The sequence below is a fragment of the Reinekea thalattae genome (assembly GCF_008041945.1).
GTDB lineage: Bacteria > Pseudomonadota > Gammaproteobacteria > Pseudomonadales > Natronospirillaceae > Reinekea > Reinekea thalattae.
Window position 1 is genome coordinate 1,626,647 of sequence record NZ_VKAD01000001.1, and the last position, 20,644, is coordinate 1,647,290.

The window sequence follows — 20,644 nt, forward strand, 5'->3', positions numbered from 1 at the left end:
CGCGAATTAATATTTAAAAAAATCATAACTAAATACAAACTAGACTAATGTGCTTCATCCCACGATTTTCCAACCCCTATGTCCACAACGAGAGGTACGTCTAAATTCGCACAGTGTTGCATGCGGAATTTAACCCCTTCAATAAGGGCATCTTGGTGCTCTTCGGCCACTTCAAAGACTAATTCATCGTGAACCTGCATAACCATGCGTGCTTTTAGGTTGCTATTCACCAACCAATTTTGCACGTCAACCATAGCCATTTTAATAATATCGGCCGCGGTTCCTTGCATTGGAGCATTAATTGCCGTGCGCTCGGCACCTTTTCGAGCGATCTGGTTCGATGACATCAAGCCAGGCAAATACAGTCGTCGTCCAAATATCGTTTCAACGTAACCTAGTTCACTGGCTTCTGCACGTGTTTCATCCATATAACGACGCACACCGGGGTAGCGTTCAAAATAAGCATCAACATAGTTTTTAGCCTCGGTGCGGCTAATACCAAGCTGTTTGGCCAAGCCAAACGCCGACATACCGTAGATAAGACCAAAATTAATCGCCTTGGCGGACCGGCGCTGCTCATCGGTCACCTCAGATTCGGGCAAGTCCATCACGTCTGCGGCCGTTGCTCGGTGAATGTCTTTGCCTTGCTTAAAGGCTTCGATCAAATTTTCATCCTGTGACAGGTGCGTCATGATGCGTAACTCAATTTGCGAGTAGTCGGCCGCAACAACGCTATAGCCTTCGGGTGCAATAAAGGCTTTGCGAATCGAGCGGCCTTCTTTGGTTCGAATCGGAATGTTTTGCAAATTCGGATCATTCGAGCTCAAACGGCCAGTCTGAGCACCGGTTTGATTGTAGGTTGTGTGCAGTCGCGCCTGATCATTATCGGCTAATCGCAGAACCTGCGTTGGCAGTGGGTCGGTATAGGTGCCGACCAGCTTACGCAAGTGCCGAGATTGCAGAATCAGACGCGCCAGCTCATGCTCTTCGGCCAATTCAGTTAACACCTCTTCGTTGGTCGATGGTGCTCCGCTGGCGGTTTTAGCAACCACCGGCAACTGCATCTTGTTAAACAGAATATCGGCCAGCTGCTTAGGCGAATCTAGGTTAAATTCAGTGCCTGCAATCTCATGAGCCTGTTGTTCTATGCTGGCCAAGCGGCTTTTAAAATCTTGACTGAGCGAATGCATGTAGTCGGTATCCAACACCACACCATTGCGTTCAATTTGCGACAAGACTTTCGACAATGGTCGCTCAATTTCATCATAAACTTTATCGATTCCGCGTATCAGCAAACCTTGCTTTAGCCAGTCGCCTAAACGCAACAACAGATCACTGCGCTCCGCCCACCAAGGGCCGATTTGTTCGGCAGCGACTTCAGCAGGCGATAGCTGACGCTTACCCGCCTTGCCGAGAAAATCTTCAATCGTTTTTGGCGTTTTTTCTAAATAGGTGATGAATAGATTATCGAGCGACAGCTGTGAAAAATGATTACTTAACGACTTATCGCGTTTAACCGTACTGTCGTAAACAAACGCCATCAATTGAACATCATGCAACAGACGCGACGGCTGCCAATTTAACGCGGCAAATAAATGATGATCAGCTTTAAAGTTATAACCCGTTTTAACAATACTGTGCTGTTGCCAAAGTGGCTTGAGTTTAGCGAAAACCGCCTTGTAATCGAGCACTTCAGTTTGGGCTTCTTTAAAAGGAATATACCAAGCGCGACCCGCCTCTGCGGCAACGGTTAAGCCAACCCACTGCGGATTCATGTAATGCTCTTTTTCTAACACAGGCAAATAGGCAAGCTGCTTGGTTTGATTAACCCAACGAACAATGTCATCAAGTTGCTCCATTGCCGTAACAACCTGGTAATGCTGTTCTGCGGGCTCTGCCACAACAGGCTGATCCAAGACCGACGAAGAGGTGGCGTCTTTTGTTGCTGTGTCGCTGGCACTGCTGTTCTGATCTGTTGAGGCGTCAGCTGCTGGAGCCGCCATTTCTTTCAGCCAAGTGCGGAACTGAAAGCGCTCAAACAGCTGCCGCAAAAGCGACTCATCTGGCTCAGTTTTAGCAATATCAGCAACACCAAAATCCAATTCGACATCTAACTTGATGGTCGCTAGCTCATAGCTTAAATAAGCCATCTCTTTATGCGTTTCAAGCTTGGCAGCCATGGTTTTAGCGCCACGGAAGGTTAGGCTGGCAACCTCATCCAAGCGGCTGTAGATATCATCTAAACCACCTAAACCTTGGATCAGCGCGAGCGCTGTTTTTTCACCCACACCGGGCACACCGGGAATGTTATCGACCTTATCGCCCATCAACGCTAAGTAATCGATCATCTTATCTGGATGAAAGCCGTATTTTGCTTCAACGCCGGGGATATCGAGGGTTTCATTTTTCATGGTATTAATCAGCGTTACCTGCTGTGATACCAACTGGGCCATGTCTTTATCGCCGGTACTGATGACACAGGGAATGTTCTGCTTTGTGGCTTGTGCCGCTAGGGTGCCAATCACATCATCGGCCTCAACGCCGCTGACACACAACAGCGGCAAGCCCATAGCTTTCACCGTTTCGTGAATCGGTTCAATCTGCTGGCGTAGCTCTTCTGGCATTGGCGGGCGATTGGCCTTGTACTCGTCGTAGATGTCATTACGAAAGGTTGGCCCTTTGGCATCAAAAATGACCGCGATCTGACTGTCGGCGTAATCATTAATCAGCCGCCGTAACATCGATACCACGCCTTTAATGGCGCCGGTCTGCAAGCCTTCTGAATTCTCTAGCGGCGGCAACGCATGATAAGCACGAAACAAGTAAGAGGAGCCATCGACTAAGACGACAGGGGCTGGAGTATTGGACATCTACGCTAATCTCGATCAGTAAAATAGTATTGCTGGGCAGTCTACCACAAGGCTGATCATCGCCGACACATCGCTTAGCTGGAGCCAGCTTATCACTGAAAAATAGCGACTTTGGCAATATCTGTCATTGACCCATCTCGCTGATTCCAATACTGTCCGCCTTATTCACCAATATAATATGAAGGTCCATTCGCATCAGATGTCTGTCTATACCGAACTCTCTAGTCAGGAAATTGCTCAACTCTTAACTCAATTCGATTTAGGTGATTATAAAAAACATCAGGGCATCAAAGCCGGAGTCGAGAACACCAATTACTTTGTCACCACCAGCGAACATGAGTTAGTTCTGACCTTGTTTGAGACGCTTGCCGCCGAACGGCTACCGTTTTATCTGTTACTTTGCGAACACTTGAATCAAGCCGGTTGCGCCGTACCGCGCCCCTACCGGCAAAATAGCGGTGACATTCTATTCAGCGTTAAAAACAAGCCTGCGGTTCTGGTTGAGCGCGCGCCCGGCGGTCATATTGACAACACTGAACCCTATCTAGAACAGATTTCATCGGGTTTAGCGCAAGTACATTTGGCGACTGCAAACTTTGAAATGAGCCAAGATCATTCGCACGGTTTGGCTTGGATACAACACAATGCCGCCGAGCTGATGGCGAGCTTGCCAACTCAAGACCAAGCCTTGTTGAATCAGGCGTTGGCTATGTTTGACCAGTTACCAGAATTACCCAGCGGCATTATTCATGCGGATTTGTTCCAGGATAATGCGCTATTCGATAACGGCAAAATTTCCGGCATCATCGACTGGTATTTCGCCGGTTACGACAGCTACGCATTGGACATTGCCATCACATTAAACGACTGGTGTCTTGATGATACGGGTAACTACAACAGAGACTATGGCGACACCTTTTTAACTGCTTACCAACACATTCGACCACTGACGTTAGAGGAGCAGCAAAGCATACCTTTATTGCAGGTTCAGTCAGCGACACGCTTTTGGTTGAGTCGAATTTTAGCTCAGCGAGCGCACGGCGAATCTGACGACAACATTACCGTTAAAGATCCCGAAATCATGAAAGCATTGCTGGTTAATCTAATCGCGGCGGTTTAACACCGCAGCGAGTCAGTCAGCTGCTGAGATTTGGTTTTGCACGAGGACGTACCTTATGACAGAAGAAACCATCGATACCTCCATCACCGCTGTGGGCAGCCTAGAGGTGCTCTCTCAATTTGAAGTAACAAGACTGAAAAAAGCTGGCGAGAACGGGCTTTATGATCTGTTGCGCCGCTGTGTGTTAGCGATCTTAAATACCGGTTCCGATATCGACAACACCAAAACCATGTTGGAGACCTTCCCTAATTTTCACATCGATATAGAGCAACAAGACCGCGGCATTCGATTAAACCTGATCAATGCGCCAAAGAATGCTTTTGTCGATGGCAAGATGATTCGCTCAACTCAAGAAATGGTTTTTTCGGCACTGCGCGATATTGTTTACACCCAAGCCGCCAATAAACAGCTGGGCTTAAATTTACGCACCAGCAGCGACATCACCGATTATGTTTTCCAGTTTTTGCGCAACGCCCATCTGATGAATCCAGGCAGTGACCCTCGCATTGTCGTTTGCTGGGGCGGGCACTCGATCAACAAAAACGAATACAAATACACCAAGGATGTCGGCCACGAATTGGGCTTAAGAGGCTTGGATATCTGCACCGGCTGTGGTCCGGGTGCGATGAAAGGGCCGATGAAGGGCGCGACCATTTCGCATGCCAAGCAACGTATTCGTAATGGTCGTTACATCGGCTTAACCGAACCGGGCATTATTGCCGCAGAAGCGCCGAATCCAATTGTTAACGAACTGGCCATTCTGCCTGATATTGAAAAACGCCTAGAGGCCTTTGTTCGCTTAGGTCACGGCATCATCATCTTTCCCGGTGGTGTCGGCACCGCCGAAGAGTTGCTCTACATTTTAGGTATCTTGCTACACCCAGATAACCAAGACATTCCATTCCCATTAGTGCTAACAGGCCCAAAACAGGCTGCCGCCTATTTTGAACAGCTGCATGCTTTTATTGGAGCAACGCTCGGTCCTAGTGCGCAGCAGAAATACCGCATTATTGTCGATGATAAAGAAGCGGTGGCACAAGAAATGGCGCAAGGTATGGAGCAAGTTAAGGCTTTCCGTAAGCAGACCAAAGATGCCTTCCACTTTAATTGGCACCTTAATATCAGTGAAGATTACCAACACCCGTTTGAGCCAAACCATGAAAACATGGCGAACTTGCGCTTGCATAAAACCACACCAACACATGAATTGGCCGCCGATTTAAGACGCGCGTTCAGTGGTATTGTTGCAGGCAATGTTAAAGACACAGGCATTTTGGCGATCGAACAACATGGGCCATTTGAAATCCACGGCGACCAAACCATTATGCAACCGCTCGATGCCTTGCTGTGTGCTTTTGTTGAACAACAACGTATGAAGCTGCCTGGCACCGAATATCAGCCATGCTATAAAGTTGTGACCTAAGGGCCAAGCAAGAATGGCCACGACATTACAAAGCGCCATTTCGGTGTTAAAAGGGGCTGGGCCGAAGTTCGCCGAAAAATTCGCCAGCCTCGATATTCATACCGTCAGCGACCTGCTGTTCCATCTGCCCTATAAATATCAGGATCGTACTCGCATTGCTGCTATCGGCAGTTTGCGCATGGGTATGGCTGTGGTTATTGAAGGGCAAGTTAGAGCTTGCCAAGTCTTATTTGGCAGACGGCGTTCTTTAGTGTGTCGCATTCAAGACGATTCTGGCGTCATCAGCATTCGGCTGTTTCACTTTACCAAGGCACAGCAAAACCAACTGAAAGCCGGCACTCTAGTGCGTTGTTATGGTGAAGTGCGCATGGGGCCAACCGGCCTTGAGATGATCCACCCTGAATATTCGATCGCCCATTCTGGCGAGCTGGCACCGCTAGAACAATCATTAACGCCGCTGTACCCAACCACCGAGGGTATCAACCAAACGCGTATGCGCAGCCTGATCGAACAGGCGTTGACGCTATTACGACAACAACAAGGCTTGCCCGAATGGCTACCTGCGGCATGGTTAAACGAGCTGAACTTACCTTCGCTAACCGAGGCAATTTTAACGCTGCATCAGCCAAACCGAGACAGCGATATAATGGCGTTGCTTGAAGGCAGCCACCCAGCGCAACAGCGTTTAGCGATTGAAGAATTGCTTGCCCATCATTTAAGTATGTTGGCCTATCGCCAGCAGCAACAGTCTTGCGGCGCACAGCCGACTGTTAAATCGACAAGACTGGCTCCTGCTCTACTAGCGAACCTACCTTTCCAGCTAACTCAAGCGCAGCATCGAGTATTCGAAGAAATCAGCCAAGATTTACAGCGGCCTATTCCGATGCTTCGTTTAGTGCAGGGCGATGTTGGCTCCGGCAAAACTCTAGTTGCCATGTTAGCAGCACTGCAAGCGATCGAGTCTGGTTTGCAGGTTGCGCTAATGGCACCAACCGAATTATTAGCACAGCAGCACTTTACTAATGTCTCAACATGGGCTGAACCGCTCGGCGTGAAGTGTGCAGCACTGCTTGGTAAAACCAGCAAAAAAGAACGCGATGTTATTTTGCCACAACTGCAAAACGGCCAAATCGAATTCCTTATTGGCACCCACGCTTTGTTTCAGGATGGCGTTAATTACCACAACCTTGGCTTGGTGATCATCGATGAGCAACATCGCTTTGGTGTTCAGCAACGACTGGCGTTAAAAGAGAAGGCCGCTAACGGCGCTGCGCACCAACTCGCCATGACCGCCACGCCGATTCCTCGTACGTTGGCGATGACCGCATTCGCTGATTTGGATGTCTCGATTATCGACGAATTACCGCCTGGACGAACACCAGTGACAACCACGGTGCTGAGTCAAAGTCGTAAAGACGCAGTGATCCGGCGAGTCGACGCCGCCTGTCAAGATGGTCGACAAATCTACTGGGTGTGCACGCTCATCGAAGAGTCTGATGAATTGCAGCTCGCCGCCGCGCAATCCAGTGCCAACGAACTGGCAGAGGCGCTGCCTCATCGACGCATCGGTTTATTGCACGGCAAACTCAAGGCCGCCGAAAAGAACCAGCTAATGGAGGCATTTAAACGCCACGAGCTGGATATTTTGGTTGCCACCACCGTCATTGAAGTCGGTGTCGATGTGCCCAATGCCAGCGTCATGATTATCGAAAATCCAGAACGTCTGGGCTTGGCGCAACTGCACCAACTGCGTGGCCGAGTCGGTCGTGGCACTGTCGAAAGCTTCTGTTTGCTAATGTTTGGTGACGAATTATCTGAGCAGGGCAAGCAACGCTTAGAAGTGATGCGCAGCACTAATGACGGCTTTGTCATCGCCGAGGAAGATCTAAAGTTAAGAGGGCCGGGCGAAGTGTTAGGCACACGCCAAACTGGAGCCATTGCATTTCGAGTCGCTAATCTTGAGCGAGATGAGGCTCTCATCCCCTACGTCGGCCAATTGGCACAACGTTTAATGCAAGAATACCCGCAGCATGTGCAACCCATTATTAATAGATGGCTGATTCATGCCGATAAGTATTCACAGGTATAAATCATTTTGATTGAGAAGGCTGGGAATTGTGTGAAGAATCGTTCAAGTGTGACAGAGCGCATATCTCACAGCGATATAGACTCCTATCCTAAAGTCGATCTATAGTAACCTGTTAAGATTGGGTAAGCTGATGGCAATTGTGCGACGTTTCAACGTCGATATCGACCAACATTAGCCATAGCTCGACTAGTAATACATGCGATTAGGCAACAACACATTGGGAAAGCTAAATCTTGTCAAACCAAGCTGAAGTTAACATTCCGGACTCCGTACTGCGGCATTTAAGCCAAAATAACATTGAACATGCTCTGGGACCGAATCGGCCGACTCTCGATCGAGCCGAGGTTTGCCTTTTATCTGACAGTGAAGGTTTGGTGCAAGTCTTTACCGCCTCAAGCGCCATTGTCGATTTAGAAAAGCTCCGCGCGTTAACGGGTCGGCAACTAAAACCGCTCAGCATTATTGAAAAACAAGGCCTGCTGACGCAATTTAACCTAGAAACCTTTCCCGCATTCGACGACCTATTACCCGCTAAAACCATTATCGACCAGACACTCTTCTATACTGATCGCGTCTTTGTATACAGCGGTAACTCAGATCATTTGTTAGCCCTGAACAGCGCCAAAGATATGCGCCGAAAAGAAGCCACATTGATCGCGCCGATTGCCTCGGTTGTTCCAGTCGACGATCTCGATTATGAACTCAGTCTGTTTGATCACGACCGCAAAAAAATTGACGACGCGGTCACCAAATTAACCGCCATGCGTATTCGGCAGCGGCTCTCTGAAACACTAGAAATTCCACCCTTACCGGATACCGCACAAGAAATCATAAAGCTGCGCGTCGACGCTGACGCCAGCATCAGCAAACTCAGTAAAATTGTTGAACGCGACCCGAGCCTGGCTGCACAAGTCGTCAGCTGGGCCAGCTCTTCTTATTATTCGGCTCCCGGTTCAATTAAGTCAGTGCAGGATGCCATCGTTCGTGTACTGGGTTTTGATTTGGTGATGAATTTAGCCGTCGGCCTTTCGCTCGGTAAAAGCATTGAATTACCACCGACACGCAAAGGCGAAGTCCCCTATTGGAACACCGCCGTCTATGTTGCCGAAACAGTGGCAGCCTTGGTTGCTATTATCCCACGGGAATTCCGGCCAAGCTTTGGCCTCAGTTATTTAGCCGGTCTGCTGCATAACTTTGGTCAGCTGATTTTGGCGCATGCATTTAAGCCTCATTTGCACAAAACCAATCAGATGATCGACTTAAACCGTCACATTCAGCACCAGCATATCGAAAAATTTGTCTTAGGCATTACCCGAGACCAAATTGCGGCCAACCTTATGAACAGCTGGAGCTTACCCGTCGAGGTCGCATTAGGTGTTCGCTATCAAAGTGAGCCACGCTATTTAGGCGAAGCCAGTGATCAGGCGCATCTCATTTATTTAGCCAAACATATGCTCGAACAGTACGATTTTTTGCCTAAAACACACCAGCAATTAGACCCCTTTGTACTGGAAAGTTTAAACCTCGACATCAACGATGTGCAGCAGGCGATGGAGCAATTAAAAGAGAAGAAAACAGACCTCGATGCACTTGCTCGAGCATTGCAAGGTTAAGCTAGGGTTAAAGCCACACGGCCGCTGCAGCCAGCTTCTAGACAAAAAATCTAGGCAAAAAAAATCCTCGCTATTGCGAGGATTTTTTTATTCTACCGTCCGGTTATTAAAAAGAATAACGCAGACCAATAGCGATCAGGTTTTCTGATTCATCGTCGTCATCAACTTCGGCGTCATCGTAATAGTCGTATTTACCATACAGCTCTACGTCGGATTCAAAACCATAAGCAATTTCAGAATCGATATAGAAATCCTGCTCGTCGGCGTCATAGTTCGCTAGGCCAACTTCGGCGCTTGCGGTAATTGCACCTTCCTGATAAATCAACGCGCCATAGAAAGCATCGCCCGCATTACTTTGCACAGTCCAGTCGTAGCCTACACCCATGGCAAAGACATCGTTAAAGCTATACTGCGCGTAGTTTTCCAGTAATTCATCATTACTGGAATTAATGCTGTAATCAGTCCAAGTGAAAGCGAGCAACGTCTTGTTTAAATCAATGCTGGTTTCTAAGGCGTACTCACTATCTTTGCTGTCATAACCAAAGTTGGTAAAGGCACTGCTAAGGCTGAAAATATCACCGCTATAGGTAACGCCAACACCGCCATAGGTGTAAGGCTCTACATCTTCGACAGTAGCCGTTTGCAAATCACCATTATCATCGTAATAGCTATAGCTTTGGTCATCAGTATTAAGAATTTCAGCTTCTAACACATAAGACCAACGATCGTTTTCGCCAACGTACTGTGCCGCGAAACCATAGTCGTAATAGGTTTTGGTGTCTTCATCGCCATCGTCATCGACCTGCGTTCCCTGAAATTGTACATAGAGGCCGTCGACAACCGTCAGTTTGATACCCGCCAGAATATCGAACACACCATCAATGGTTTGATCATCTTCCATATCGCCAGCGTACTCATCGGTCAGCATAAGCTCGCCGACCTGACCAAAAACAAACTGATCTTGCGTCACGACAACATCGTCGATAGTAATCTCTAACTCTCCATCACCAGAGCCATCTTCATCAGTGTCGTCGCCATTGTCTTCTACGGCTAACGTCACCACACCAGAAAGCGGGCCGTTAATGACGGTAACATTCATTTCTAAACCTGAACCTGAAGTCTCATCGTCTTCGTCAGTATCATCGTCATCGGAATCATCAAAGATTGAAACGATGGTGGTGTCATTATCTAAATCTTGGCCAACATAAACATCCATCACACCATTAAAAGTAATGGAGGTTTCTGAGTCAGCGGCGACAGCTTGGCTAGCGGCTATTGCTGTCGCTAGTAACGAAAGCGCAAAAAGAGGTTTCATTCGGTTTTCCTATTCCTAATCGTTCAATCTACTCGGGCATCATATAGACGCATACAACCAGAGCCACGCAGTAGGGTCAATGGATTTTACCTAGTATAACGGATGCAAAAAAATAAACGTCACAAGAGCTTTATTCGATAGTGATCTACTTAAAAACCCAACACATCTTCCATACTATAAAGTCCGCGAGCTTTATCTTGGCCAAGCCAAGTTGCAGCGCGAACGGCACCACGAGCAAAGGTTTGCCGGGAACTGGCTTTATGGTTGATTTCTACACGTTCACCTTCACTGGCAAACATAACGGTATGCTCTCCGACAATATCGCCACCTCGAATGGTAGAAAAGCCAATAGTGCCGTTTTCTCGCTCGCCAGTAATACCTTCGCGACTAAACACAGCGCATTCTTTCAATTCTTTATTCATCGCTCCGGCGACCGCTTCACCCATCATAAGTGCCGTACCACTAGGGGCGTCGACCTTGTGTTTATGATGCGCTTCAATGACTTCGATATCGCTGCTTTGGCCAATAATTTTGGCGGCCATGCGTAACAGCTGCAAGGTGAGGTTGACGCCAACTGAATAGTTGCCCGCAAACACCATCGGTAATTTATCTTGATAGCTTTGTAACTGCGCCAGCTGCTCTTCATTAAAGCCGGTCGTGCCGATAACCATTTTGGCTGAGGCTGCTGCCGCCAATGCCAAATGCTGTAACGTGGCAGCCGGAACGGTGAAATCAATAACGGTCACGTCGCTACTCAAAAGCGCTTCAAGGTTATCGGTAATCTTGATACCAAGAGAGCCTTGACCAACTAATTCGCCAGCATCTTTGGCTAAATAGGGCGAGTCTGATTTAACCACTGCGCCTATCAGTTGCACATTTTCGGTATCTAAGATGGCCTCAATCAGGGCACGACCCATGCGACCATCGGCTCCGGTTACGATTATTTTTTGCATAACAGTCTCCACACTGACACCTATTTAAATTTCGACCGACAGTCTAATCGAGCCGGTTTCAATAGCGCAGCTTTTGTTCATAAATCTGACAGGTCATCAGCTCATAATTCAGCTAGCTATTCCTGCGATAAAAAAGGGCGACGTTACTGTCACCCTTTATGATCCTGATCGATCAGGTTAAATTTCACCAAAGAACTTCTTCACACCCTCGAACCAACCTTTGCTCTTAGGTGAATGTTTTTTGCCATTTAGGCTTTCTTGCAGCTCGTTCAGTAGCTCTTTTTGTCTTGCGGTCAGGTTAACCGGAGTCTCAACAACAACACGACACATCAGATCACCCACAGTGTGACCACGCACTGGCTTAACGCCCTTGCCGCGTAATCGGAACAGTTTTCCGGTTTGTGTTTCTTGAGGGATTTTAAGCTTAACTCGGCCTTCCAATGTCGGCACTTCAAGCTCGCCACCTAAGGCTGCTTCGGTAATACTAATCGGAACTTCGCAATAGAGGTTAGCGCCATCACGTTCAAAGATGCTGTGTTTTTTAACATGCACTTCAACATACAGATCGCCAGTTGGACCACCATTACGACCCGCTTCGCCTTCACCAGATAAGCGAATGCGATCACCGGTATCAACACCTGGCGGAATCTTAACGTTCAGCGTTTTGGTTTCTTCTTTTACGCCACGGCCATAACAGCTGGTGCAAGGATCAGAAATAATTTTACCGGCACCAGAACAGGACGGACAGGTTTGCTGCACGGCAAAGAAACCTTGCTGCATACGAACTTGACCAGAACCACTACAGGTCGAACAGGTTGTCGGTGAAGTACCTTTTTTTGCACCGCTGCCACCACAGCCATCACAGTTAACCAGCGTTGGAACGCGGATATTTTTTTCTACGCCACGAACCGCTTCTTCTAAAGTCAGCTCTAAATTATATTTTAGATCAGAGCCTCGCTGCGCCGAAGATCGACCGCCTCGTGCGCCGCCACCGGCACCACCAAAAATATCACCGAAGACATCACCAAAAATATCGCTAAAGCTACCAGAGCCACCACCTTGACCACCAAAGCCTCCGGCTTGGCCATCAACACCGGCGTGACCAAACTGGTCATACGCTTGGCGTTTTTGCGCATCCGATAACACTTCGTAAGCTTCGTTGACTTCTTTAAAGCTTGCTTCTGCTTTTTCGTCACCCGGATTACGGTCTGGGTGAAACTTCATAGCCATACGACGGTAAGCTTTTTTTACTTCCTTCTCGTCGGCTCCTTTCGATAGCCCTAATACTTCGTAATAATCGCGTTTTGCCATAATGCTCTATGCCTTGCTTAATGCAAAAACGCGGGCACTGGACCCGCGATTTATCATCTATTTCGCTGTCGCGAGAAAATAGAGTTAGTCTTTATCTTTCACTTCTTCAAACTCTGCATCAACTGCATCGTCTGGGCCGCTTGCATCTGCTTGTTCAGCATCTGCTTCCGGTGCCGCACCCTGTTGAGCTTCGGCATAAAGTTTCTGAGTGAAACCTGCTGCAGCTTGGCTAAGCGCTTCAACGGCTTTATCGATGGCTTCTTTATCGTCACCTTTCAATGCGTCTTCGACGTCAACACAGGCTTTTTCGATGGCTTCTTTTTCTTCATCGGTTGCCTTGTCTTCATTTTCTTTTAAAGACTTACGCGTTGCGTGAACAAGACCGTCGGCTTGGTTACGAGCTTGAGCCAACTCTTCGAACTTTTTATCTTCTTCAGCGTTCGCTTCCGCATCTTTAACCATTTGTTCGACTTCTTCATCGGACAAACCAGAGTTCGCCTTGATGATAATCGACTGCTCTTTACCAGTACCCTTATCTTTAGCAGATACATTCAAGATACCGTTGGCGTCCAAGTCGAAGCTAACTTCGATCTGTGGCACACCACGTGGCGATGGAGGAATGTCAGCCAAATCGAAACGACCTAACGATTTGTTCTGGCTCGCCATCTTACGCTCACCTTGCAGTACGTGAATGGTCACGGCTGATTGGTTATCGTCTGCAGTCGAGAACACCTGTGATTTCTTCGTCGGAATGGTCGTGTTCTTATCGATGACACTGGTCATTACGCTACCCATGGTTTCAATACCTAGCGTTAGCGGTGTCACATCCAACAACAATACATCTTTCACATCACCAGACAACACAGCACCCTGAATAGCAGCACCCACTGCAACCGCTTCATCTGGGTTAACGTCTTTACGTGGCTCTTTACCAAAGAACTTAGCAACGCGCTCTTGAACCATTGGCATACGAGTCTGACCACCGACCAAAATCACTTCATTGATTTCAGAAATTTCATGATCAGCATCTTTTAGTGCCACTCGAACAGGCTCTAAAGAACGTTCAACTAAATCTTCAACCAACGACTCCAACTTGGCGCGAGTCAACTTAACATTTAAGTGTTTTGGACCTGAAGCGTCGGCAGTAATGTACGGCAAGTTCACATCCGTTTGCGCCGAAGAAGACAATTCAACTTTGGCTTTTTCGCCCGCTTCTTTTAAGCGTTGCATCGCCAATGCATCACCTTTCAGATTGATACCAGATTCTTTCTGGAAGGTCTCTGCTAGGTAATCGATAATGCGCATATCGAAGTCTTCACCACCTAAGAAGGTGTCACCGTTAGTCGCCAATACTTCAAACTGGTGCTCGCCATCGACTTCAGCAATTTCAATAATTGAAATATCGAAAGTACCACCACCTAAGTCGTAAACCGCAACAACACTGTCGCCACGTTTTTTGTCCATACCGTAAGCTAATGCCGCTGCTGTTGGTTCGTTGATGATACGCTTAACATCAAGACCTGCGATTTTACCAGCATCTTTGGTTGCTTGACGCTGGGCATCATTAAAGTAAGCAGGAACGGTAATAACCGCTTCGGTTACTTTTTCACCTAGGTATTCTTCGGCAGTCTTTTTCATTTTCTTCAAGACTTCAGCAGAAACCTGTGGTGGTGCTTTTTTGTCGCCTTTAACTTCAACCCAAGCATCGCCATTGTCGGCCTTAACAATTTTATAAGGCACCATGTTAATGTCTTTTTGTACCACATCGTCTTCAAAACGACGGCCAATCAAACGCTTCACAGCAAACAGTGTGTTTTCAGGGTTAGTTACAGCCTGACGCTTAGCCGGCTGACCAACAAGAATTTCATTGTCATCGGCAAAAGCAACGATGGATGGCGTTGTACGATCGCCTTCGGCATTTTCAATAACCTTTGGCTTGTCGCCTTCAAGAACAGCTACACACGAGTTAGTGGTACCTAGGTCAATACCAATAATTTTACCCATCTTTAAATACTCCGTTAATTTTTTGCTAAATTTTTCTGTCCGGTAATATGTGCTCACCGGATGTTATTTCAAGCCTGCAATTTATTTTTTAAATCGACTTTTTAAGCCTGCTCATCAATGCTTGCTGCTGGAGCGCCACCCTTACTCACCATCACCATGGCCGGACGAATTAATCGACCATTCAACTGATAGCCTTTTTGCATAACGGCGATCACGGTATTTGGCTCTACATCTGGGTTTTCAACCATCGACATGGCTTGGTGCAGCTGTGGATCAAAAGGCTCGCCCACGGGATCAACAGCAACAATATTAAACTTACCAAAGAGATCGATCAGACCTTTCAAGGTCAGCTCAACCCCTTCTTTAATAGCCGTTATATCGGCAGTCTCTGATTCACTGGACTGCAGTGCGCGCTCTAAGTTATCTGCAACAGCAAGTAATTCTTTGGATAACTTCTCTTGCCCGAACTTATGTGCGTTTTCGATATCTTTTTCAACACGGCGACGCAAGTTGGCCATTTCTGCTTCGGCACGGATATACTGATCTTTGGCCTCAGCGGCGCGATTCTCAGCGTCCTCAAGTTGCTTAACCAGATCAACTTCCGATATATCTTCAACGGTTACTTCATCGACACCCGCATCTGACGCCTGTTCTGTTGCGGCAGTTTCAGTTACTTCTTGTTCGATATCGTCTACAGCTTTATCTTCCTGAGTCATGGCTTACCTTTCCAACTCTAATGTTCGTTTAATTCCGGCACTTTTATTGGGGTTATGGCACCCTTTTCAAGCCTATTGATCAGCTAAAAGGGCCATTTTTCGGCTTATTTCTGCTTAGGCGGCAAAATCTTCCTCAGCATCACAAAAACGCTTGCCAATAACAGCAAAATAACTGTACATTTATACAGATAATTACAGTTAGGGTGAGCTCCATGCTGCAGAACTTATTGATTCGAAATATCGCGATTGCAGACAACATCGATATTGATTGGCAATCAGGCATGTCTTCCATTTCTGGCGAGACTGGCGCTGGTAAATCTATTTTGCTTAACAGCCTTAGCCTAGCGCTAGGTGAACGAGCCGACAGCAACATTGTTCGCCATGGCGAAAGCCGCGCAGAAGTGGTGGCATCGTTTGATGTTAGCCGCATTCCCAAGGCACTCGCTTGGCTACAAGAGCGTGAACTAAACGAAGGCAGCGACTGTATTTTGCGCCGAACCATCTCTGCAGAAGGGCGTTCTCGTGGCTTTATTAATGGCCAACCAGTACCACTAACCGAACTGAAAACACTCGGTGAATACTTAATCGACATTCACAGCCAGCATGCTCACCAGTCGCTAATGCGTTCTGGTACACACCTAAATTTATTAGACGACTATGGCCAGCTCAATGCATTGAAAGCCAAAACCAAAGACGCTTGGCTAAGCTGGCAAGGCCTAAATCTAAAATACACCGAGCTTAAAACCAACATTGAAGAAGGCAGCGCACAACGCCAGCTGTTGCAGTACCAGTGTGATGAACTCAACGAGTTAAACTTAGGTGAACATGAAGTCGCCGAATTAGAACAGGAATTTCAACGCATCGAACAAAGCCATTCGCTGCTTGAAGGTGCGCATCAAACCATTCAACATATTGAAAACGACTCAGAAAGCGGTCTCTTGTTGGCGCTAAAATCTGCTAGCCACATTTTGAATAAACTAACCGATACTGCCCAACCCCTGCTGAGCGCTAAAGAGCTATTAAGCAGCGCGACCATTCAAGTCGAAGAAAGTCTGCACGACCTAAACAACTACATCGAAAGCTTCGACGTTAATGAAGAGCGTAAGCACTTCTTAGAAGAGCGCTTGGATCTGATCAATACGCTGTCGCGTAAGCATCAGGTGCTCACAACCGAGCTGTACAGCAAACATCAGCAACTGGTCGACGAACTCGAAAGCTTCAGTGTCGATGCTGATAGCCTGCCGGAACTAGAAGCCGAAGTCGCGCAACGCAAAGAACTCTACATTCAGTTAAGCACCGAACTCTCGGCCAATCGCAAGCAATGCGCACAGCAGTTCGAAACAGAAATCATTGAAAAATTAGCACAGCTATCGATGCCCGGCGCTCGCTTTGAAGTTGTGTTCGCTGAGCGGCCTCAGCTTGGCCCTTCTGGCGCTGACCAAATTGAGTTTCATGTCAGCCTTAACCCTGGCCAACCTTTGCAACCACTTGCCAAAGTCGCCTCGGGCGGCGAGTTGTCCCGTATTTCATTGGCTATTCAGGTGGTCTGTGCTGAGCACTCAACCATTCCAACACTGGTGTTTGATGAAGTTGATGTCGGCATTAGCGGTGCGACTGCAGAAATTGTAGGCCACATGCTTAGAAGCGTTGGCAGCCAAGGGCAGGTGATCTGCGTTACCCACTTACCGCAAGTCGCGGCCGTTGGACACAATCACTATGTTGTGAAAAAACAACAGTTAGAGCAAACCACGACCACGGATATTCTGCAGTTAACCAGCGATCAGCGAATTGATGAAATAGCGCGCATGCTGGGTGGTATCGATATTACGGCACAAACCCGAGCACACGCTGAAGAAATGCTAAACAGCCAACAACGCCAGCATTAGCAGTTAAGTACTTATTGTCCAAACAGTTAGGTGCTTGCCAAAACAGCTAAACACCTGCCAACAAAAAAGCCAGATAGCCATCGTTTTATATTAACGATCGCTATCTGGCCTTGTCTTGATTGACTCAGACTTTATTCTTATTTCTATTTAGACTTCGATTTAGCGTAAATCACCAACGAATGGTCAACAATTTCAAGGCCATGATCAATCGCAATCTGCTTTTGACGCTCCTCGATAATCTCATCGCTAAACTCAATAACCTCACCGGTATCGATATTTACCATGTGGTCATGGTGATCTTCTGTGGCGATTTCATAAACGGCGTGATTATCATCAAAATGATGCTTAACGATCAGGCCTGCCGATTCAAACTGAGTTAACACGCGATAAACAGTTGCTAAGCCAACATCTTCACCAGCATCTTGTAAATTTCTATAAATATCTTCAGCACTGAGGTGGTCTTCTTCACCTGCAGCTTCAAACATCTGTAAAATCTTTACTCGAGGTAAAGTTACTTTAAGGCCTACTTTTTTTAGCTCTAGATTTTGTGTCGCCACCTTCTCGTCTCCGAATAACTGTGTACAATGCTTCGATCGCACGTACAGACATACTAAGGGTAATTCATTGTTTATTAGACTATCAAAATATGCGCTTTTTTTCTCTTTTAGCTTAATTCTAACATCGTGCGGTCTACTTAAACCTTATCAAGCTGAGCTTGGTCAAGGTAATTTTGTGCAACAAGAACAACTTGATCAGCTAAGTATTGGTATGACTAAAGATCAAGTCACCTTCTTGTTGGGTACACCCATGCTCTCTGGTTTAGATACCGAACAACACTGGATCTACACGACCTATTCTGATGCTGCTGGCTATGCCAGCTTAGTGATCGAATTTACCGAAGGGAACGTCTCTGCCATTAGGCTCAGCGATAACTTCCTCACCGAATAAAGCTCAACCACTAAAAAAATAAGCAGCAAATGCATCAAGCCTTCTTGGTTTTTGCCGCACGGTTAGCCCGTGCCTGCTTAGGGTCAATCAGCAGAGGTCGATACAGTTCAACTCTATCGCCCTCATGCAATGTCTCGACCTCAGGCTTGGTGACCTTTCTGCCGAACACGCCCATCGGGCAGTCGGCCAGCACCAAACCTTCAAACTCTTTATCCAACCCCGAAGCAAGGGCGGCATCCATCACGGTCGCGCCTTCAGCAACCTCAACTTCAACGATTAACTGCTTCTGTGGTGTTGCGTAAGCAACTTCTACTTTCATCTGTTTGCTTCCATTTCTTCATTATTTACGCTCATATCAAAGTTACCGGTTTCGACTGAGCTTGCTTCACAAAGGCCTCAACCATTTGATCGGCAATTTTCTTAAACATCAAACTAAAGGCAATATCCTGCACGCCCTTCTTCGCATCGAAAGATAAATCCAGACTCACTTTGCAACCGGTATCTGCCAGCGCCTTGATCGTCCATTGCCCGCTTAATGACTGAAACGGCCCCTGTTCTAACGTCATTTCGATGCTGCTAGGGTAAGTCAGCCGATTACGGGTCACTAAGGTTTTTTCAAAACCTGCTTTAGCGATCACCAATTCACCAAGCATGTGCTCATCTGATTGCTCAATGATGCGCGCAGACTTCATACCCTCTAAAAAGCTGGGGTAGCATTCTATATCATTAATCAGCCGATAAAGATGTTCAGCTGGCGCCAAAACTAAAGCGCTGCGATGTATTTCGATCATAGGGTTGGGAACATTGCTCGTGATTTTAGTAACCGAAAGAGGTACAACATAAAAGAAAAAATAAGTAGGCCAAGAATAACATTTAGATAGTTAATTGACAGCAGGCTACCCACCGCTCGGACAAAGACCAGACCGAGCACTATCGGCACAATGAAACGCAGCTCCAATCGCCAAAAAAAGTAACGAATACCGCCATGAGGGTTCACTTGTCGCAACACCCGATTAGGCCAGATCAACCAACCCACCCAAATACTGATGCAAGCAGACAACAGGGGTACCAGAACGCCCTGACCCAGTTGCTGAGTAAATAAATAAAGCGTTTGGCCATACCAAGTCAACGGCGAAAAACCATCGTGAGACAATACCAAGCCAATGCTGATTGCTAGCGAAATCAGCACCGTGCTACTAAGAAGCCAAGGGCTGTAGTTAGATAGGGAGCGTTGCGTCACCAGCATTAAAAAAGGTAGCGAGCTTATGACGCCTGTCAATGCTAAGGCCCCCAACCAACTGGCCAGCGCCATTGGAATAATGGGCACAAACTCTAAACTCGCAGCTAAAGCACGTAACAGAGTCCCGGCCTGTAACACCTCTCCGCCGTAAGCACTGATCCAATCCCATGAGATCGAAAGCATTGCCACACCAAACAGAACATCGACCAATTGCACAGCAATAATCACCCGCCCCGTCGGCAGCTGATCAGACACCTTGGTGCCGAGCGTATACCAGATAAACAGCCCTGCCATAGATGATGTAAGCGCGTGCTGCATGGCCGCGACAAAATCTTCAAACGACAGCAGCAGCCAAGACATATCGAGCAGCATTTCAACAATGTAAGGCAATCGCCAAATAATAAAAGCTAACAGAATGGGAATAACCGCGGCGAATATCATCGAAATACCGCGCCAAGCAAGACCGCCGACCACCATCAACAGGATCGCTTGAGCGATAACAAAAGTCATAATGCGGGAAATATTCTGGCTTTGTTCAAACCAGTAGAGGTTTTGATCTAATGGCCTAAGCATTAGCAGGTCGCCGCGCAAACCATCGACACTGAAAATCACCGCCCATGAGGTATTAAAGAGGTTGCCCGCCAAGGTCATCGTCACTGCTGCCAGTAAGGTGATAACAAAAACACGCGCCCAAAATGGATGGTTACTAACAAAGCCAAATTCGAACGGTGTGGTGCGAAAAATTCGCCCCGCGACCAGCTCAGCTTGCAACACCGGCAAAATAAACAGTAGTTTCAATAATAGATAGGCTGCCAAAAAGGAGCCTTCGCCGTGCTCAACAACCAGTGTCGGTAAGATCAGCACATCCGACAATCCTATTTGAGTCCCCAATAAAAGGGCGATCAATAAAAATAGATTCAATGCTTGGACATCCTGTTTCAATTGATACGACGAACCAATAGGGTAGTGATGCAACAGCCACCGTACACAACCAGTGGCCCCGAGCCAACTAACAACTAACAACTAACAACTAACAACTAACAACTAACAACTAATAAACTAATAAACTAATAAACTAATAACCAAAAATTGCCTATCAATTACTGGTTAGGCATCAATAGCCTGTACATGATAGCTGTTATCGCTAACGAGAGTG

At 47.1% G+C, this 20,644-nt stretch carries 16 protein-coding genes; 6 read left to right on the top strand and 10 right to left on the bottom strand.

What is annotated here, in order from left to right:
- Positions 1-44: 44 nt before the first annotated feature.
- A complete protein-coding gene (gene polA / locus FME95_RS07400) occupies positions 45-2,870 on the bottom strand; it encodes a DNA polymerase I (RefSeq protein ID WP_147713750.1) in 2,826 nt (941 codons plus the stop codon).
- Positions 2,871-3,048: 178 nt separating this feature from the next.
- Here polA and FME95_RS07405 point away from each other — a divergent pair, with 178 nt between their 5' ends.
- The 4 genes from FME95_RS07405 to FME95_RS07420 all read left to right on the top strand — a co-directional run bounded on the left by FME95_RS07405 (position 3,049) and on the right by FME95_RS07420 (position 9,115).
- Positions 3,049-3,990 carry a homoserine kinase gene (locus FME95_RS07405; protein ID WP_147713751.1) on the top strand — a complete coding sequence of 314 codons (942 nt, stop codon included), beginning with the start codon at positions 3,049-3,051 and terminating at the stop codon, positions 3,988-3,990.
- 55 nt (positions 3,991-4,045) lie between these two features.
- The gene (gene ppnN / locus FME95_RS07410; RefSeq protein ID WP_147713752.1) at positions 4,046-5,413 is read left to right on the top strand and encodes a nucleotide 5'-monophosphate nucleosidase PpnN; all 1,368 of its coding nucleotides are present in this window, start codon (positions 4,046-4,048) and stop codon (positions 5,411-5,413) included.
- A 13-nt stretch (positions 5,414-5,426) separates the two neighbouring features.
- Complete coding sequence (gene recG / locus FME95_RS07415) at positions 5,427-7,502, top strand: ATP-dependent DNA helicase RecG (protein WP_147713753.1); 2,076 nt, start codon at positions 5,427-5,429, stop codon at positions 7,500-7,502.
- A 233-nt stretch (positions 7,503-7,735) separates the two neighbouring features.
- Positions 7,736-9,115, top strand: a complete 1,380-nt coding sequence (locus FME95_RS07420) for an HDOD domain-containing protein (protein WP_147713754.1) — start codon at positions 7,736-7,738, stop codon at positions 9,113-9,115.
- Between the two features lie 106 nt (positions 9,116-9,221).
- Here the strand turns inward: FME95_RS07420 and FME95_RS07425 are convergent, their stop codons facing one another.
- The 5 genes from FME95_RS07425 to grpE all read right to left on the bottom strand — a co-directional run bounded on the left by FME95_RS07425 (position 9,222) and on the right by grpE (position 15,414).
- The gene (locus FME95_RS07425; RefSeq protein WP_147713755.1) at positions 9,222-10,430 is read right to left on the bottom strand and encodes a hypothetical protein; all 1,209 of its coding nucleotides are present in this window, start codon (positions 10,428-10,430) and stop codon (positions 9,222-9,224) included.
- A 149-nt stretch (positions 10,431-10,579) separates the two neighbouring features.
- The gene (gene dapB / locus FME95_RS07430; protein WP_147713756.1) at positions 10,580-11,383 is read right to left on the bottom strand and encodes a 4-hydroxy-tetrahydrodipicolinate reductase; all 804 of its coding nucleotides are present in this window, start codon (positions 11,381-11,383) and stop codon (positions 10,580-10,582) included.
- A gap of 177 nt (positions 11,384-11,560) precedes the next feature.
- Entirely contained in the window at positions 11,561-12,694 is a 1,134-nt protein-coding gene (dnaJ, locus tag FME95_RS07435; protein ID WP_147713757.1) for a molecular chaperone DnaJ, read from the bottom strand.
- Between the two features lie 84 nt (positions 12,695-12,778).
- Complete coding sequence (gene dnaK, locus FME95_RS07440) at positions 12,779-14,698, bottom strand: molecular chaperone DnaK (protein WP_147713758.1); 1,920 nt, start codon at positions 14,696-14,698, stop codon at positions 12,779-12,781.
- Positions 14,699-14,799: 101 nt separating this feature from the next.
- Positions 14,800-15,414: a nucleotide exchange factor GrpE gene (gene grpE / locus FME95_RS07445; protein ID WP_147713759.1), complete on the bottom strand. Its 615-nt coding sequence runs from the start codon at positions 15,412-15,414 to the stop codon at positions 14,800-14,802.
- Positions 15,415-15,626: 212 nt separating this feature from the next.
- Between grpE and recN the strand changes: the two genes are divergently transcribed.
- Entirely contained in the window at positions 15,627-17,300 is a 1,674-nt protein-coding gene (gene recN / locus FME95_RS07450) for a DNA repair protein RecN (RefSeq protein ID WP_147713760.1), read from the top strand.
- 143 nt (positions 17,301-17,443) lie between these two features.
- On the opposite strand, the gene fur is transcribed toward recN, so the two are convergent.
- A complete protein-coding gene (fur, locus tag FME95_RS07455) occupies positions 17,444-17,857 on the bottom strand; it encodes a ferric iron uptake transcriptional regulator (RefSeq protein ID WP_147713761.1) in 414 nt (137 codons plus the stop codon).
- A gap of 175 nt (positions 17,858-18,032) precedes the next feature.
- Between fur and FME95_RS07460 the strand changes: the two genes are divergently transcribed.
- Positions 18,033-18,248: an outer membrane protein assembly factor BamE gene (locus FME95_RS07460; RefSeq protein WP_222709920.1), complete on the top strand. Its 216-nt coding sequence runs from the start codon at positions 18,033-18,035 to the stop codon at positions 18,246-18,248.
- Positions 18,249-18,282: 34 nt separating this feature from the next.
- Here FME95_RS07460 and FME95_RS07465 read toward each other — a convergent pair whose 3' ends face one another.
- The 3 genes from FME95_RS07465 to FME95_RS07475 are packed head-to-tail and all read right to left on the bottom strand — an operon-like array spanning position 18,283 to position 20,463.
- Positions 18,283-18,567 (bottom strand): RnfH family protein, encoded by a 285-nt coding sequence (locus tag FME95_RS07465; RefSeq protein ID WP_147713763.1) that lies wholly within the window; start codon positions 18,565-18,567, stop codon positions 18,283-18,285.
- Between the two features lie 31 nt (positions 18,568-18,598).
- Positions 18,599-19,039: a type II toxin-antitoxin system RatA family toxin gene (locus FME95_RS07470; RefSeq protein ID WP_147713764.1), complete on the bottom strand. Its 441-nt coding sequence runs from the start codon at positions 19,037-19,039 to the stop codon at positions 18,599-18,601.
- On the bottom strand, positions 19,036-20,463 hold the full coding sequence (locus tag FME95_RS07475; protein WP_147713765.1) for an SLC5/6 family protein: 1,428 nt from the start codon (positions 20,461-20,463) through the stop codon (positions 19,036-19,038). Before FME95_RS07475 ends, FME95_RS07470 begins: the two co-directional genes overlap by 4 nt.
- Between the last annotated feature and the right edge of the window lie 181 nt (positions 20,464-20,644).